The sequence below is a fragment of the Saccharibacillus sacchari DSM 19268 genome, assembly GCF_000585395.1.
Taxonomy (GTDB): Bacteria; Bacillota; Bacilli; order Paenibacillales; family Paenibacillaceae; genus Saccharibacillus; species Saccharibacillus sacchari.
Map to the genome: position 1 here is coordinate 3,664,827 of NZ_KK073875.1, position 17,001 is coordinate 3,681,827.

Genomic DNA, 17,001 nt, shown 5'->3' on the forward strand with positions numbered 1-17,001 from the left:
GAAAAGCGAATGTTTTTCATGCTTAACATGAACAATTTTAATGATGGAAAGAGGCGCAAGATGTCCACCCACAGATACGAAGCTTTTCTCAAAACGCTCGAGACCGGCAGCTTGACCAAAGCCGCGGCAGCGCTGGGTTATACCCAATCGAGCATCAGCCATATGTTGAACGCGATGGAAAAGGAATGGCGTCTGACGCTGCTGATCCGCGACCGTTCCGGCATCCGCCTCACCTCCGACGGACAGCGTCTGCTTCCCTACATCCGCAACATGGTGCAGGCGCATCGGGAGCTGCTCGACGAGACGGCGAACCTGCGAGGGCTGCGTTCCGGCTTGATCCGTCTCGCCACCTTTACCAGCGCCGCCGTGAATTGGCTTCCGGGGCTGATTCAGACGTTCCAACAGGAGCATCCGGGCGTTGATTTCGAGCTGCTGCACGGGCATTACACGGATATCGAGAATTGGCTGGACACGGGGCAGGCCGACTGCGGCTTCCAGCGCCTGCCTGTTCGATCGGATTTCGAAAGCCGCTTTCTGGCACAGGATCGGCTGCTCGTCATTTTGCCGGAAAATCATCCGCTGGCGGGCGAGGAACGTTTTCCGATCGAAGCGCTCGGCGACGAATCGTTTCTTCTTTTGGAAGAAGGAACGGTCAACGAGATCACGGAAATCTTCAATCTGCACGGCATTCATCCCAAAGTGCGTTTTACCGCAAGGGACGACTACGCCATTATCTCGATGGTCGAGAGCGGGCTCGGAATCAGCATTCTGCCGGAACTTGTATTAAACCGAACTCCATACCGCGTGGTGCAAAAAGAATTGAGCATTCCCGCGTACCGCAGGCTCGGCATTTGTCTGAAAAGCAGCGAACATGCGTCTCCGGCGCTGCGGAAGTTTCTGGAGCATGTCGCGGCTTATCCGGCATTCCGGCAGATTGAAGCGATAGAGTAAGGTCTTTTTTTGTAAAAGCAGGAACAGAGGGCAGACAAGGCGAAATGTTTAAATTGAAAGCGTTCCAACAAATCTATCCGCTCAAACGGGAGGTCGCTCATGCCTGTATTCGAAACGCGAGGCAATCACTTTTATTACGAAAACGAACCGATTACGTTACGGTCCGGCGCTATCCATTATTTCCGCGTCGTGCCTGAATATTGGGAAGATCGCCTTCGCAAACTGATGGCGGTCGGTTTTAATACGGTCGAGACTTATGTCGCCTGGAACGTGCACGAGCCGAAAGAAGGCACGTTCGTGTTCGACGGCATCGCCGACCTGGAAGCGTTCGTCAAGTTGGCCGGATCGCTCGGTCTGCATGTCATCGTTCGTCCGAGTCCGTATATTTGCGCGGAATGGGAATTCGGCGGACTGCCGGCCTGGCTGCTGGAAAACGGGGATATTCGTCTGCGCGTCTCCGATCCTGCCTTTTTGGAAAAAGTGGACGCCTACTTCGACGAGCTGCTGCCGAGGCTTGTTCCGTTGCTCTCGACGAACGGAGGCCCGATTATCGCGATGCAGATCGAAAATGAATACGGCAGCTATGGCGCGGATCACGCGTACCTGGAATATTTGCGTGACGGGATGATTCGCCGCGGCATCGACGTGTTGTTATTCACATCCGACGGTCCGGAGACTGCCATGCTGCGTGCCGGATCGGTCGAAGGCATACTGGCGACGGTCAACTTCGGTTCAAGAACGCGGCAAGCCTTCGACATTTTGCGCAAGCATCAGCCGGAAGGCCCGTTGATGGTCATGGAATTCTGGGACGGCTGGTTCGATCGCTGGCTCGCGCCGCATAACACGCGTCCTTCTTCGGAAATCGTGACGGAGCTTGAGCAGATGCTGGAACTGGAAGCTTCGTTCAACTTCTATATGTTCCACGGCGGCACGAACTTCGGCTTCATGAACGGAGCCAACCACGTCAACTACTACGAGCCTACGGTCAACAGCTACGACTACAACGCGATTCTGAGCGAGGACGGGGAACCGACCGAGACTTATTTTGCCGTGCGCAAGCTGCTGAGCGAACGCCTCGGATTGACGCCGCCCGAGCTTCCAGCTCCTTTGCCGAAGAAAGCGTACGGTCGCGTAGAACTGACCCAATCGACGCCTTTGTTCGAAAGTGCCGATGCGCTGTCCGGCGGAGCGATTCGAAGCGTCTGCCCGGAACCGATGGAAAAAGTCGGACAAGCTTACGGATTCATCATGTACACGACAACGGTCGGGGACGAGCATAACGGCGGCAATCTGATCTTGCAAGAAGTGCGCGACCGAGCACTCGTATTCGCGGACGGTCAGCAGATCGGCCTGGTCAACCGCTGGGAACCGCAGCCGGGCATCAAGCTGAACGTGCCGACCGGAACCCGCGTACGCCTAGATATCCTGGTCGAAAACATGGGCCGCATCAACTACGGTCCGCTGATGCGCGACCGCAAAGGCATTACCGAAGGCATCCGCGTCGGCAACCAATTCCTGCACGACTGGGAAATCCGCCCGCTGCCTCTGAGTGATCTGTCGTCTTTGGAATTTGCTCCTTTACTGCAAGAAGGACAGCCGGCAGAGCACCGATCGAAAGCCAGAACCGGCGACGAATACTCGGCGGAAGGCTGGGGAGAAACCTCCGATGCGCAGCCTGCCTTTTACCGCGGAACATTCAACGCCGACGACACGGCCGACACCTTCATCCGCACCGACGGCTGGGCCAAAGGCGTCGTCTGGATCAACGGATTCCTGCTCAGCCGCTACTGGCAAGCCGGCCCGACCAAAACCCTTTACGTCCCGGCCCCTCTGCTCCGCGTCGGCGAGAACGAAATCATCGTCTTCGAACTGCACGGCTTCGGCGGCGCAGCCGATTCCGGCACTCCAGCTCCTTTCGTCGAATTGACGGATGTACCGGACTTGGGCTAGGCACTAAAGAGATCTTATTAAATATAAAAGTAGTAGCCTGCCTTTCGCCAGAAAGACAGGCTCGACGTTTCGAGAAAGTCCAACGTAGCTGGAAGCGAGAAGACGGAGAGAGAAATTCAGTTCAAGACGCCTTTGAACTCGGAAAAATCCTTAGTTAAATCCAATCCATTTTCCGAGTGAGACAGCGTCTTGTGAAGCATTTCGAAGAAATGCACTTCGGAAGCCTATGCTGGCAATTTCTCTCGCAGTCTTCTCGCTTCCCCCCGCCAAAGTAACTTTCTCGAAAACCTAAGCCTGTCTTTCAAAAGAAGACAGGCTTTTCCCTCATCCACAAAGAAAGGAGCCCGAAATCATGTCCTGGACATCCGAAGCCGGAGGAGGCAGAGACTTCAATATCGGCCAATACGCCCTGCCGGATCTCAGATTTTCTTTTCAAATGTGCGGCACCCACTGGCGCGAAGTATCGACCGGCTGGTCGTATCCCGCGCATAATCATGCCTTATTCGAGCTCAATTACGTCATGGAAGGCCAACAGCTCATGCGTATCGGAGAGCAGCGTTACGTGCAGGAAGCAGGCGAGTTGCTGCTGCTTGCGCCCGATTGCATGCACGAAAGCCGGATCGGGCGCTGTGCGTCCATGTCTTATTTTTGCATGCATTTCGATATCGAGGACGCCGTAATGTACGAGCGGTTCGCCGCGCTCGGCAGCACGCTTTTTGCCGAGAACGCCGAATTGACCGTCAAGCTGAAGCCTGAAATCGAACGTTTGGCACTTTTATGCAGCGAACAGGCCGAAGAAGAAGCGGACGAATCATTCGCGGTTCGCGCCTCGGTGCTTAAGTTGCTCTTGGAGTTGTCCCAATATGCATTTTCGCTGCCGGGCGAGGTCGGCAAGCCTAGTGCGCCGGACGGGCGCGGGACGGAATCCGCCCGGCGTCTGCGCGAGCGTTATGCTTTGGAAAAGAAGATCCAGGATTTTCTGAGCGGCCCGGAAACGGACGGCTTATGGAGCGAGCGTACGCTGCTGCCGCCGTTCAACTGGGTAGGTTTATTCACGATCATGGTGCCGGACCGAAGCTTTTGGACCAAGCCGGACCGTTTTCTGGCCAAAATATTGCTCGACGACGCCTTGTCCGAACACGGGATTCCGGCGGTGGCGACGGGCGAACAGCGTTTGACCGCCGTATTGTTCATGAACGGTTATAGCGTGCCGCCTTTGGAAGAATACGCTGCCGACTGCCGCAGGCTGCTGGAGCGAAGACTGGGCGAGACGGTGAAGCTGGGAATCGGCGGCGTGGCCGTATCCCCGGGCGAATTGAAGGGATTGTATCGCCAAAGCCTGCGCGGACTCGGCCTGGACGAAGCGTTCGAATCACTCCCCGACTTCGAATTTACCAACCGTACCGTTCGATTGGCGCTGCTGGCGATCGAATCGGAATATGCCGAACCGGGATTGACATTGAAGATGCTCGCTGAGCGGCTGCAAATATCGCCCAATTATTTGAGCGGATTATTCACGGCGGAGACCGGGCATTCGTTCACCTGGCATTTGACGCGGATTCGTATCGATCGAGCTTGCGCATTGCTTAAAGGAACGCCGATCAAGGTTCATCAGGTGGCCCGTCAGGTCGGGTATGCGGATCAGGCTTACTTCAGCCGCTGCTTCAAGTCGGTCATCGGAATCAGCCCGGTCGCGTACCGGAATAAAATGCTTGCCTACGCATTTTGAAGAATACGCTTACAATTCGGCGTAGAATTGTCCAAAAAAACGTAGACGCGTACATTGTTCGTTCGTCCTCGCGGTGACATACTGGAACAAATAGGCAGGCGGGAGGAATGGTCGTGTACAAAGTCATTGTGGCGGACGACGAACCGTTGATGCTGGAAGGTTGGAAAACAATCATCGACTGGAAAAAGTTCGGTTACGAATTGTGCGGAGCGGCTTCGGACGGCGACGAAGCGCTGGAGCTGGTCGAGCGAATCGAGCCGGATTTGCTGCTGACCGATATTCGAATGCCGGGACTAAGCGGGCTTGATCTGATTCGCGTGTTACAGGAGCGACGAGGCTTGCACACGAAAAGCGTGATCGTCAGCGGGTATGCGGAATTCGATTATGCCCGTCAGGCGCTGCGTTTCGGCGTAGACCGCTACGTATTGAAGCCGATCGTGTCCGAAGAAATTCATGAGCTGCTTCAAGAACTGAGAGCGCCGCTGGACTCTGTTGTGGAAACGCGACGCTCAAGTGCCGAACTGCGCAGCGCAGCCGTGCAGTCCTGCATATCGGGATTGCTTCGGGGTGAGCCGACCGCCGTCAAAGAAGCGGAAATGCTGCTCGGTCCCGACAACCGGCCGCTCTGCATGCTGTTGGCTGAACCCGGGCTGGAAAAGCGGCAAGAAAACGGACGGTCTGCACGGGCTGTTCTTGAAGGGGTCGCGGAACATTTACAGGCAAAAGGGGTCAATGCCTGGGCGTTCGAGGACGCGCAGGGCCGAGCCGGACTGCTGGCCGCTTGTTCAACGCCTTCTTTGCTCAGAGCTTCGCTCCGGTCGGAAGGTCACATGTCGGACTTGTACCGGTACAGCGGCGTCGGCGTGCAGGGGTACGAAGCCGTTCCTTTGTTGCATGCTCAGGCGACGGCCGAGAGAGAGAAGCCTTATTTCTTCCGAAACGCCGAAAAAGAAAGCACCTATACGGATATGCTGACAGCCGCTCAACAGATATTGACGCATATCGAATCCGGTCAACCGTCGGCAGCCGAGCAATCGATATCCGAATTATTCAAGCTGTTCGCCCAAAGAGAAGTACCTTCGGGCTGGATCAACTCGTTGATCCGTCACGTTTTGGATAGGCTGTCGCTTATTCGTCCGCCGATTCCCGAAATTTCGTCAGTCTTTGCCCAGTCGCGCATTTCCGCAGAAAAAGAACTGAAGCTTCGATGCAGGATCGAGGCCGAGCGGATCGCGGAGTCGCTGGCGGCAAGCGCGGAGATCTCCGAGCATCCGCTTCGGGCCGCGATCGCGCACGTAAACGAACATTACGGCGACAAACTGCAATTGCGCGAATTGGCCGAGAGACTTGGCATGAATCCGGTCTATTTGGGTCAAGCATTCAAACGGGAAACCGGTTATTGCTTCAATGATTATATTCATCGACTGCGCGCCGAGGAAGCGCAGCGGCTGCTGCGGCGAACCGACATGAAGATTTCCGAAATCGCCGAACGACTGGGTTATCACGATACCGAATATTTCAGCACCAAGTTCAAAGCGGCGACGGACGAACTGCCTTCGGCCTATCGGATCAGGGAGCAGGTGACGGTTTCGTGAAACGCCGCCGGTCTTGGATACCCAGACTCAACGATATACCGCTCAAACGAAAATTTCTGTTGATCTACCTGCTCTGCGTATTGCTGCCGATCATGACGATCAATCTGTTTTTTTACTTCCGGACATCATCCGATATTCAAACGCGCGAGCAGGAGAATCTCGGGCGCTCCCTCGAACGCGCGCGCGGCGAGCTGATCGGCATGATCGACGAAAGCGTCGCGCTCAGCCGTTCGATCGCCGCCGACGACTCGCTGTACCAAGCGTTGGATCGGACTTACGCTTCGCCCTCGGATTATTATGCCGTTTACGACGAATCGTTGAGAGACAAACTGACGCGTTATATGTCGGCGAATATTTTCGAGGTCCGCGTCTATACCGAAAATGAAAGCATTCAAAACGGTTCGAACTACGGAGTGATCGAAAACGGAAAGAAATCGCCCGAGTGGATGGAATCGTTGGGGAAAGACTCTTCGGCGATCGCGGTAGCCGCGTATATGGATAAGGAAACGCACCATCCGCGGCGGAGAATCAGCGTGATCGGAAAGATGGATGTCTATTCGTCTTTTTCGACCTATTCCAAATATTCGCGCGTCGATCTCGATCTGGGCCGGATATCGGCAATCTTGAATCGGGAGCGCAGCAGCGTGAAGCTTCGGCTGGTCGACGATCGGAACAGAGTGGCGGCGGACGGGGGAGGCGGAAGAGACGGGGAAGGCGTGCTGTACGACAACCCTGCGTTCACGCCGGAAGAAGAGGCTTCAGGCTTTGCATTGGAGCAGCCGCTCGGCAATCTCGGTTATGTGCAGGGGTGGAAAGTCGTCGGCATTGCGGATACGCATTATATCGACGGGCTGCGGTCGGAATCGATGCGTTCGATATTGTGGCTGGGCATCATCAGTACCATCGTGCCGTCGCTGCTTATTTTTTTCATCTTCCGTTCGTATCATACCCGGGTCAAGCATCTGTATCGCCATATGGAAAAAGTCGGCGATCAGCGCTTCGATCCGATTGTCATCCCTGAAGGAAAAGACGAAATCGGCGGCTTGATTCGCGCGTTCAACGTGATGGCCGAGCGGATCCGCTCGCTGATCGACGATGTCTACAAGCTGGAAATCCGGCAAAAAAACCTGGAACTTGACCGGGTGCGGACCGAGCTTGCGATGCTGCAAAGCCAGGTGAATCCCCATTTCCTGTTCAATACGCTTAATGCCGTAATGATCGTGTGCGCCAAAAACGGCTATCTCGAAGTCACCGAAATCGTCAAAAATCTGTCCCTGCTTATGCGTCAACTGCTCAGCAGGCCGGATGATCGCGTTCCGTTGGAAGAAGAATTGAAATTTACGCGGATGTATCTGGAGATCGAGAAGTTTCGCTTCGGGGATCGATTCGATTACGTATTCGAAGTCGAGCCTGCAACCTTGCAGCTGCGAATTCCGCGCATGAGCATTCAGCCGCTGGTCGAGAATGCGTGCAAACACGGTTTGCAAGCGCGCAAAGACGAACGAAAAATCGAAATCACCGTTCGCATGACCGGGGAAGGGCTTGAACTTTCCGTGCGGGACAACGGGATCGGGATGAATGAGGTCAGACTTCGCGAAGTCGAAACGTTCATGGATTCGGAGTCGTCGCTCGGAGGCGGCAGCGTAGGGCTGAGGAATGTGCATCGGCGTCTGAAGCTGTTTTACCGTCAGGATGTTCGGCTTCGACTGCGCAGCGAGGAAGGCAGAGGGACGGAGGTCGGATTCACGATTCCTTCTTTTTGGCTGCACGCCGGCGATCCGAATCTGTATGCGTGGGACAAGGAGGCGTAACCGTGTACGAAGTATTGTTGATCGATGATGAGCCGTTGGCGATTGAAGGTCTCCAATTGCTGATCGATTGGGAAAAGTACGGGTTTCGAATCGGAGGTACTTACGAGAACGGGGAAGAGGCCGTTAGGCGCATATGCAGCGACCCGCCGGATTTGGTGGTAACGGATATTCGGATGCCCGGCATGGACGGCTTGCGATTGATCGAAGAGGCGCGAAGCGGCGGCAACCGTTCTACCTTATTCGTTATTGCAAGCGGCTACGGCGATTTCGATTACGCGCTGCGCGCGATGCATCTGGGCGTCTCCCATTATCTGACCAAGCCGTTGATCGAAGAAGAAGCGGAGGAAATGTTGGACAGGCTCAGCCGGGAGTTGCAAGAACGCGCGCTGAAAGCCTGCATGGCGCGTCGGGCGGAAGCGCTTGAGGAGCAGCAAGCACTGGAGGCCGCTTTATTCGGACAAGGCGAACAAAGCCAAAATCAAAAAGCGGTACTGGAGCGGTTGTCGCAAAACTTCTTAAGCTGGTGTTGGGTACAAATTACTGCCGAATCCCGGATCCTGCCAGCGGTGCGCGAAGCCGTTCGGCTGATCGAATCCGAAGCATATGCGGCATTTTTTTCGAAATGGATCGAAAGCAGCGGCTGCGGAGTCGTGATCGGCTCCGCGGAAAGCAGCAATGCCGCCGCCGAGATCCGCCGATTGATCGAGCAGCTGCTTGGTCATCTGCCGACGGAATCCCAAGAGCATGTTCGTTTGGCGGTCGGCCGGATCGTCATGAAGCCCGAACAACTGCATGCATCGTTGGAAAGCGCCGAGAAGACCGCCCGATGTTCTTTTTACGACGGATCGCGGCTCGGCTTTTATGAACAAACCATAGGCATGCAGCTTTCATTTGAAGCGCCGCCGCCCGGTCTGGCCGAACGGATTGCCGGATCGACGGAAAATGCAAGCGAAGACGAGGTTCGCGAGAGGCTGGATTCGGTTTTTGCGAATTTCAAGCAGCAGCGGCTGGACCCGAAACTGGTGCTGGTGTTTGCGGAACAGGTTGTGCTGGCCTGCGCTTCGGTTCTGAAAGAGCTGGGCGGCGATCCCGAATCGTTGATCCGCAGCTCGCCTTTTTGCGGGAATGCGCCGCTGCTGCCTACGATAGATCAATCGCAGCGGCATTTGGAACGCTTTTGCCTGAGCTGCCGGAAAGAAGTGATGCTGATCCGCGAGTGCAAAGGAGGCGGCGTACAAGGGCAGGTGGCCCATTTTCTTCGCGGCAACTATACGGACACGTTCACCATACAGGAGTTGGCCGAGCGCTTTTACGTCCATCCGGCTTATTTGGGGCAATCTTTTACTCGCAAATACGGCGTAGGGATTTCCGAATTCGTGCACCGGTTGCGCATCGATGAAGCTTGCCGGCTCCTTAAAAGCAGCGAGCTCACCTCCTATGCGATTGCAGAGCGGCTAGGATACAAGGACTATCGACATTTTCTCAAGCAGTTTGAAAAAAGGACCGGAGTCAAGCCGACCGCTTACCGGACGCCGGATTGAGCACGTTGATTCTCTTTCATCCATGCGTCTAACCAACGCCCCCTTCCTAACGGACAAAGGGGGCGTTTTAAATGTAAAGCTCATGATGAGATCCTTAAATCATGGGGGGAAGAAGCTTGAATCCAGCCATTTTGTAAGCGTATACATTCGATCATAATAAAGGAGCAAAGATGATCACATTTCCAAGGAGGTCAACCGATGGGGGTTTATCAAACGAAAAAGCTATGGGGCGCGGCATCGCTCGTGCTGGCTGCGGCGTTGGCATTGAGCGCATGCGGAGGCGGCGATGCGACTACGGCGGAAGACGGCACGGAAACCTTGACGATTTCCGCGTTCATCAGCACGCCGAATCAGGCACCGACGGAAGACAACCGGATTTACAAAAAGATTCAAGACGAGCTCGGCGTCAAATTGAACATGGAGTTTCTGGTCGGCGACTTGCAGCAGAAGCTCGGCGTCATGATCGCGGGCGGCGAGTATCCCGATCTGATCACGGCCGACACGAAGCTGGTTGCGGCAGGAGCGGTCATTCCGCTTGAAGACCTGATCGAAGAACACGCGCCGAATTTGAAAAAGCACTACGAGAAATATTGGAACCGCATGAAGGATTCCAGCGACGGCCACATCTACTGGCTGCCGAACTACGGCGCTTATTCCGGCGAGTTCAGCAGCAACGCGTACAACGGACCGGCATTCTGGGTTCAAAAAGCGGTATTGGAAGACGCGGGATATCCGACGCCGAAAACGCTGGACGATTTCACCAAGCTGATTCGCGATTATGCTGCGAAAAATCCGACGATCGACGGACAGCCGACCATCGGCTTCAGCACGCTCGCTTCCGACTGGCGGACCTTCCCGCTGCTTAACCCGCCGGAGCATCTGACGGGACATCCGAACGACGGCGGCGTGGTGGTCGACGACGGCGTAGCGACCGTGTTCGCCGATAAAGACATGTCCAAGCAATACTACAAAGAGCTGAACGGTTTGTTCAACGAAGGCTTGTTCGACAAGGAAGCTTTCGTTCAGAATTATGACCAATACTTAGCCAAGCTGTCTTCGGGACGCGTACTCGGCATGTTCGACCAAAAGTGGAACTTCCAGCCGGCCGAAGACACGCTGATTTCGCAAGGGAAAATCGACCGCACGTACGTCGGTTTCCCGCTCGTGTTCGATACGGCGACCCAAGACCATTACCTGGATCGCCCGGTTATCAACCTAAACAACGGCTTCGGCATCAGCAAAAACGCTAAAGATCCCGTGAAGATCATCAAGTTCCTCGACTCGCTGATGGACGAAAAATACCAAAAGCTGCTGGGTTGGGGCGAAGAAGGCACCGACTATATGGTCGACGAACAAGGCCGTTTCTACCGTACGCCTGAACAGCGCAAAGAGCAGGAAGATCCGAGCTGGAAACTGGCGAACCGCGCGGACGGTTTCTACGGCGCCGCCCCGAAAATGCAAGGTACGTTTACGGACGGCAACGCCACGGGGCCCGGCGACCAACCGGAAGAATTCTATGCCAGCTTGAAAGACGAAGATAAGAAGCTGCTCGACGCTTACGGCTTCAAGACTTGGAGCGACTTTTTCTCGCCCGCGCCGGAAAACGAAGTCTATTACCCGGCTTGGCAGATCGACTTGGTCGAAGGTTCCGACGCTTCGGTCGCCAACAAGCAGATGACCGATACTTCGCTGAAGTTCCTGCCGCAAGCGGTCATGGCTGCGGACGGCAAGTTCGATTCCGTCTGGAACGATTATGTCCAAGCTTTCGGCAAGATCAACGTCAAAGCTTACGAAGACCGCATCAACGAGCAAATTCAGTGGAGAATCGAGAATTGGGCCGCGGAGTGACCGCCTTTCTCGCTTCGACGTCGGACATCGCCTGAGATCCGACGAGACCGTCTATTGATAAAAGCGGCGTCGAAAGCCGGGGGAACGGTTGCCGTTTCCCCCGTTCTTCGCGCCCATCCAGGCTGTAGAGCCGGTTAGGGGGAGAGCACTGTGGCCAAAGCCATCTCGCGTAAATCCGCATCGGCGGATCTGCCTAAATCTTCGTTAATGAAAAAACTTCGGAATCAAAAGCAATTGCTGTTCATGTCGCTGCCGATCGTGATTTACATTCTGATTTTCTCGTACTACCCGATCTGGGGGTGGACGATGGCCTTCCAGGACTACAGTCCGGCCAAAGCGCTTTCGGAGCAGAACTGGGTCGGCTTCAAGCATTTTGCGTTCCTGTTTACCGACGAAGCGTTCCTGCGCGTGCTGCGCAACACGATCGCCATGAGTTTGATCAATATGATCCTCGGCTTCGTGACCGCCATCTTGTTTGCGCTGCTGCTCAACGAGATCAAAGGCCGCTTTTTCAAACGCACCATTCAAACCGTTTCTTATCTGCCGCATTTCCTGTCCTGGATCATCGTGACGGGCATCGTGGCCAGTTCGTTGTCGGTAGACGGAGGCATTATCAATATCCTTCTGCTCAATCTCGGCATCATCAGCGAACCGATCATGTGGCTCAGCATCCCGGAATACTTCTGGGGCATCGTCGGCGCTTCCCACGTCTGGAAAGAGCTGGGCTGGAACGCGATTATCTATCTGGCCGCGATCACGTCGATCGACCCTTCGCAGTACGAAGCGGCAGAGATCGACGGGGCGAACCGGTATCAGAAAATGCTGTACATCACGCTGCCGGGCATCAAATCGATCGTCGTGATCCTGCTGATCATGAATATGGGTTGGGTACTGGAAGCCGGCTTCGAGGTCCAATACTTGCTGGGTAACGGCGTCGTCGTAGACTGGTCGCAGACGATCGACATTTTCGTCTTGAAATACGGCCTGCAAATCGGCAACTACTCGCTAGCCACTGCCGCCGGCATTTTCAAAACGATCGTCAGCATCACGTTGATTTTTGCCGCCAATTCCATTGCCAAGCGGCTCGGCGAAGATCGTTTGATTTAGGGAGGAAGGGGAGAAGTTCATGAACACGAAAAGAATACGGCTGGAGCCGGTTATTTTTCATACGCTGAACGGTCTGCTGATGATCGCGATCGCTGTTATTACGCTGTATCCATTTTTGAATACTTTCGCGGTATCGCTGAACGCGGGCAACGACACGATCCGGGGCGGCATTTATCTGTGGCCCCGGATCTGGACCGATCAGAATTACAAAGCCGTATTCGCGAACGGGCATATCCTGAACGCGTTCTGGATATCCGTGGCGCGGACGGTGATCGCGACGGTGCTGAGCCTGTTCCTGACTTCGATGCTCGCGTACACGCTCAGCCGCAAAGATTACGTGTTGCGCAAGCCGATCACCATTCTGGTCGTGCTGACGATGTACTTCAGCGCAGGCCTGATTCCGACGTATTTCCTGATGAAGGATCTGCACCTGCTGAACAATTTCCTCGTGTATATCATACCGGGGCTGGTCAGCGCGTTTAACATGATCGTCATCCGAACGTATATCCAGACGCTGCCGGAAGGCCTGATCGAATCCGCCAAGATCGACGGGGCCGGCGACTTCCGAACGTTCATCTCGATCATCCTGCCGCTTTGCCAGCCCGTGCTGGCCACGGTCGCGTTGTTCGTCGCCGTCGGGCAATGGAACTCCTGGTTCGATACGTTCCTGTACGCTTCGTCGAAGCAGGAACTGAGCACGCTGCAATTCGAATTGATGAAGCTGCTGTCGTCTTCGATGAACTTGAACAGCAGCGTGGCGGGGTCCAGCGGAGCCGATCCTGCGGCCGCCGCGCAAAACATGGTCACGCCGGTCTCGATTCGGGCCGCGATCACCATCGTCGCTTCGCTGCCGATCCTGATGGTGTATCCGTTTTTGCAAAAGTACTTCGTGCACGGCTTGCAGCTGGGCAGCGTGAAAGAATAAGTCGAAAAAAAAGGAGAATGCCGGATGGACACCAAAACGCCGTCCCTATGCGGGGCGTATCAGGGTATATTTAATATAGGCGCCGCGGTCGGCACGCGTTCGATCCGTCGGGAACGCGAATTTATCGCCGCCCATTATAATAGCGTTACCGCCGAGAACCGGATGAAGTTCGAAGAGATTCATCCCGAAGAGCAGAGGTACGACTTCGATGCGACCGACGAAATCATAAAGTTTGCGGAGCAAAACGGCATGGCGGTTCGGGGGCATACGCTCGTCTGGCATAATCAAACGCCCGATTGGGTGTTCGAAGACGCAGCCGGAGCGCCCGCTTCGAGAGCACTCGTGCTTGAACGCCTGGAAAGCCATGCCTACGCGGTGATGGGACGTTATCGCGGCAAGATTCATGCCTGGGACGTCGTGAACGAAGCGATCGAAGACAAGAAAGAATCGGTTCTGCGCGAAACGAAATGGCTGAGCACCGTCGGCGAGGACTATTTGGAGCAAGCGTTCCGGATCGCGCACAAGGCCGATCCGTCGGCCTCGCTTTTTTACAACGACTATAACGAGACCGATCCGGTCAAGCGGGACAAAATTTACCGGCTCGTGCGTTCGCTGCTGGACGCGGGGGCACCGGTTCACGGCATCGGCATGCAAGGCCATTGGAATCTGCATGGTCCGTCGCTCGGCGAGATTCGCGAAGCGATCGAGCTGTATGCCTCGCTCGGCGTGCGGCTGCATATTACGGAATTGGATATTTCGGCTTTTGCGTTCGAGGATCGGCGAAGCGATCTGCTGACGCCGACGGAGGAGATGGAGCGTTTGCTCACGCAGCGTTACGACGAGGTTTTTCGTGTATTCCGCGAGTACCGGTCGGTCATCGATTCCGTGACTTTCTGGGGAGCTGCCGATACGCATACCTGGCTGGACGGCTTCCCGGTACGCGGACGCCTCAATTGGCCGCTTCCGTTCGACCGGGAATTGAAGCCCAAGTCTGCTTTTTGGCGCATCGTCGAACATTCCGCCAGCAGCAAAAAATAAAGGGGCCGACTATCGAGTTCGATGCGTTTGTCGGTCCGACGCGATATTCGCGGCGCCGTTTTCGTAAAGAACACGTTCCAAATTCGTCCGGCAAAGGAGAGAAAGCATGCAAACCAAGTTCAACGAGCCTATCGTCACTCATATCTACACGGCGGACCCTTCCGCGCACGTATTCGACGGCAAGCTGTACATTTATCCTTCGCACGATCTGGATCATGACGGTCCGAGCAACGATAACGGCGACCAGTACCGGATGGAAGATTATCGCGTGCTGTCGATGGACGGTATCGGATCGGAAGCGATCGACCATGGCGAAGCGCTTCATGTGCGCGACGTGCCTTGGGCTTCCTCGCAGATGTGGGCGCCCGACGCCGCGTTCAAAAACGGGAAGTATTATTTGTTTTTCCCGGCCCGCGACCGTGAAAACGTGTTTCGGATCGGCGTCGCGACGTCTTCGTCGCCGTCCGGTCCGTTCCGGGCGGAGCCGAACTATATTCCGGGCAGCTTCAGCATCGATCCCGCCGTGTTGGTCGATGATGACGGGGAGGCTTATCTGTATTTTGGAGGATTATGGGGAGGCCAGTTGGAAAAATGGCAAAGCGGAACCTTCGAGGCTCATCGAACGGAAGGGCCGGAGACCGACCAACCGGCAATCGGACCGTACACGGCCAAGCTGAGCGAAGACATGCTGTCTTTTGCGGAACATCCGCATCAGATTGCCGTCATTGACGAAAACGGCAATCCGATTACCGCAGGCGACGAAGAACGACGCTATTTCGAAGGCCCTTGGGTCCATAAATATAACGGTCTCTACTATTTATCGTATTCCACCGGCAACACTCACCAAATCGTCTATGCCGTAAGCGAAGGCCCTCAAGGCCCTTTCGTATACAAAGGCGTCATCCTGACTCCCGTAATCGGATGGACCACCCATCATTCCATCGTCGAGTTCGACGGCAAATGGTACCTGTTCTACCACGACAGCTCTTTGTCCGAAGGCGTCAACCACAAGCGCTGCGTCAAATACGCCGAACTGCACCATAATGAAGACGGCACCATCCGAACGATTGACCCTTACCCTCATCAATCCGCTATCAAAGCGGAAGCCTAGCCTGCCGGAGAATCATTGTACAACAATCCTTCTTTATTCGTATTTATATCTTTTTATATAACACTCCCCACAAAAACGCCTGGTTATCCGGACGTTCCCGCAGCCTTTTGATTTGATTTTACGAATAGGACTTCCCGAAGCACCGGAACGCCCGAATCCCCCGGGCGTTTTTCCGCATGCTCCCCCGTCACAAACAATTTAGCCGCTCTTTAAACGCAATCCGGAATATTTTACATTCGTTTTACAAAACAAGTGTTTTCCGTTGATTTTCGAATCCTACAATGGGTACTGTAAAGCGGCGCGGACAACTCGGACAGAGAGAAGACGCCCGCAATCGTATGAATCCACTAGGAGGGTCAAACCAGACATGAAATCGAAAAAAACGTTATTCGGCACTTTAACACTTTCCGCAATGCTCGCGCTTACCGCTTGCGGCGGCAACTCCGGCAGCACGGCAGCAACTACGGAGCCGGCAGCAGCGGGAACAACTACGACTCCGGCAGCTACCGAGCAACCGGCTGAAGCAAGCGTATCGGGAGAAATCCTGGCAGTTGGATCGACAGCACTGCAACCGTTGGTCGATCAAGTGGGACAAGAATTCATGACGAATAACCCGGACGTTGTCGTTCAAGTCCAAGGCGGCGGCAGCGGTACTGGTCTGACTCAAGTATCCGAAGGCGCGGCGAACATCGGCAACTCCGACGTATTCGCGGAAGAGAAGCTGGACGCCGACAAAGCAGCCGAACTGGTTGACCATCAAGTAGCGGTTGTCGCAATGGCAACTGTCGTTAACAAAGACGCAGGCGTAACGAACCTGACCAAGCAGCAATTGCTGGATGTATTTAAAGGTACCGTAACGAACTGGAGCGAAGTCGGCGGCGCGGATCAAAAGATCACGATCGTTAACCGTCCGAGCAGCTCGGGCACGCGCGCTACTTTCGAAAAATATGCACTGGGCGAAAAAGTAGAAAACGTACCGGGCGCAATCGAGCAGGATTCCTCGGGTACGGTTAAACAAATCGTTGCAGATACAAAAGGCGCTGTAGGATACCTGGCGTTCTCGTACCTGGACGATACGGTTACGGCTCTGTCTTACGACGGCGTAGAGCCTAAGGAAGAAAACGTACAAAGCGGCGACTACCCGATCTGGGCTTACGAGCACATGTACACCAAGGGCGATCCTGACGGCGCGACGAAAGCATTCCTGGACTACTTCATGACGGAAGAAGTGCAAAATGCCGACGTGACTGAACTGGGTTACATTCCGGTATCGAGCATGGAAGTTAAGCGCGATGCGGAAGGTAAAGTGATTCAGTAACCGATTCGACGCACCGGCAAAAAAGAGGCGGTATCTCCGCCTCTATTTGCGCGTTCACCAAGGAATGGAGAGGGTAT

The 17,001-nt window shown here is 54.9% G+C and carries 12 protein-coding genes; all 12 read left to right on the forward strand.

Features of this window, described 5'->3' with window-relative positions; all coding sequences use genetic code 11:
- The first annotated feature begins 60 nt into the window (after positions 1 to 60).
- Positions 61 to 951: a LysR family transcriptional regulator gene (locus tag SACSAC_RS15775; protein ID WP_037288047.1), complete on the forward strand. Its 891-nt coding sequence runs from the start codon at positions 61 to 63 to the stop codon at positions 949 to 951.
- A gap of 99 nt (positions 952 to 1,050) precedes the next feature.
- Positions 1,051 to 2,901 (forward strand): glycoside hydrolase family 35 protein, encoded by a 1,851-nt coding sequence (locus SACSAC_RS15780; RefSeq protein WP_037288050.1) that lies wholly within the window; start codon positions 1,051 to 1,053, stop codon positions 2,899 to 2,901.
- A 352-nt stretch (positions 2,902 to 3,253) separates the two neighbouring features.
- Positions 3,254 to 4,630, forward strand: coding sequence for an AraC family transcriptional regulator (locus tag SACSAC_RS15785; RefSeq protein WP_037288053.1), 1,377 nt, complete (start codon positions 3,254 to 3,256; stop codon positions 4,628 to 4,630).
- A gap of 113 nt (positions 4,631 to 4,743) precedes the next feature.
- Positions 4,744 to 6,225 carry a response regulator gene (locus SACSAC_RS27225; RefSeq protein WP_169833782.1) on the forward strand — a complete coding sequence of 494 codons (1,482 nt, stop codon included), beginning with the start codon at positions 4,744 to 4,746 and terminating at the stop codon, positions 6,223 to 6,225.
- Entirely contained in the window at positions 6,222 to 8,036 is a 1,815-nt protein-coding gene (locus tag SACSAC_RS15795; protein WP_051507171.1) for a sensor histidine kinase, read from the forward strand. Before SACSAC_RS27225 ends, SACSAC_RS15795 begins: the two co-directional genes overlap by 4 nt.
- A 2-nt stretch (positions 8,037 to 8,038) precedes the next feature.
- Positions 8,039 to 9,577 carry a response regulator transcription factor gene (locus tag SACSAC_RS15800; protein ID WP_051507172.1) on the forward strand — a complete coding sequence of 513 codons (1,539 nt, stop codon included), beginning with the start codon at positions 8,039 to 8,041 and terminating at the stop codon, positions 9,575 to 9,577.
- Between the two features lie 198 nt (positions 9,578 to 9,775).
- Positions 9,776 to 11,425: a type 2 periplasmic-binding domain-containing protein gene (locus SACSAC_RS15805; RefSeq protein WP_037288056.1), complete on the forward strand. Its 1,650-nt coding sequence runs from the start codon at positions 9,776 to 9,778 to the stop codon at positions 11,423 to 11,425.
- A 207-nt stretch (positions 11,426 to 11,632) separates the two neighbouring features.
- A complete protein-coding gene (locus SACSAC_RS15810) occupies positions 11,633 to 12,532 on the forward strand; it encodes an ABC transporter permease (protein WP_084778492.1) in 900 nt (299 codons plus the stop codon).
- Between the two features lie 19 nt (positions 12,533 to 12,551).
- Complete coding sequence (locus tag SACSAC_RS15815; protein ID WP_037288062.1) at positions 12,552 to 13,457, forward strand: carbohydrate ABC transporter permease; 906 nt, start codon at positions 12,552 to 12,554, stop codon at positions 13,455 to 13,457.
- A 24-nt stretch (positions 13,458 to 13,481) separates the two neighbouring features.
- On the forward strand, positions 13,482 to 14,495 hold the full coding sequence (locus SACSAC_RS15820) for an endo-1,4-beta-xylanase (protein ID WP_037288065.1): 1,014 nt from the start codon (positions 13,482 to 13,484) through the stop codon (positions 14,493 to 14,495).
- Between the two features lie 106 nt (positions 14,496 to 14,601).
- Positions 14,602 to 15,606: a glycoside hydrolase family 43 protein gene (locus tag SACSAC_RS15825; protein WP_037288067.1), complete on the forward strand. Its 1,005-nt coding sequence runs from the start codon at positions 14,602 to 14,604 to the stop codon at positions 15,604 to 15,606.
- Between the two features lie 367 nt (positions 15,607 to 15,973).
- Positions 15,974 to 16,924 carry a phosphate ABC transporter substrate-binding protein gene (locus SACSAC_RS15830; protein ID WP_037288071.1) on the forward strand — a complete coding sequence of 317 codons (951 nt, stop codon included), beginning with the start codon at positions 15,974 to 15,976 and terminating at the stop codon, positions 16,922 to 16,924.
- Positions 16,925 to 17,001: the final 77 nt, after the last annotated feature.

What these genes read in the sequence shown, in the direction of transcription:
- SACSAC_RS15775 (WP_037288047.1), top strand. Translation starts at nt 61, where the DNA reads ATGTCCACCCACAGATACGAAGCTTTTCTCAAAACGCTCGAGACCGGC.
- SACSAC_RS15780 (WP_037288050.1), top strand. Translation starts at nt 1,051, where the DNA reads ATGCCTGTATTCGAAACGCGAGGCAATCACTTTTATTACGAAAACGAA.
- SACSAC_RS15785 (WP_037288053.1), top strand. Translation starts at nt 3,254, where the DNA reads ATGTCCTGGACATCCGAAGCCGGAGGAGGCAGAGACTTCAATATCGGC.
- SACSAC_RS15805 (WP_037288056.1), top strand. Translation starts at nt 9,776, where the DNA reads ATGGGGGTTTATCAAACGAAAAAGCTATGGGGCGCGGCATCGCTCGTG.
- SACSAC_RS15810 (WP_084778492.1), top strand. Translation starts at nt 11,633, where the DNA reads ATGAAAAAACTTCGGAATCAAAAGCAATTGCTGTTCATGTCGCTGCCG.
- SACSAC_RS15815 (WP_037288062.1), top strand. Translation starts at nt 12,552, where the DNA reads ATGAACACGAAAAGAATACGGCTGGAGCCGGTTATTTTTCATACGCTG.
- SACSAC_RS15820 (WP_037288065.1), top strand. Translation starts at nt 13,482, where the DNA reads ATGGACACCAAAACGCCGTCCCTATGCGGGGCGTATCAGGGTATATTT.
- SACSAC_RS15825 (WP_037288067.1), top strand. Translation starts at nt 14,602, where the DNA reads ATGCAAACCAAGTTCAACGAGCCTATCGTCACTCATATCTACACGGCG.
- SACSAC_RS15830 (WP_037288071.1), top strand. Translation starts at nt 15,974, where the DNA reads ATGAAATCGAAAAAAACGTTATTCGGCACTTTAACACTTTCCGCAATG.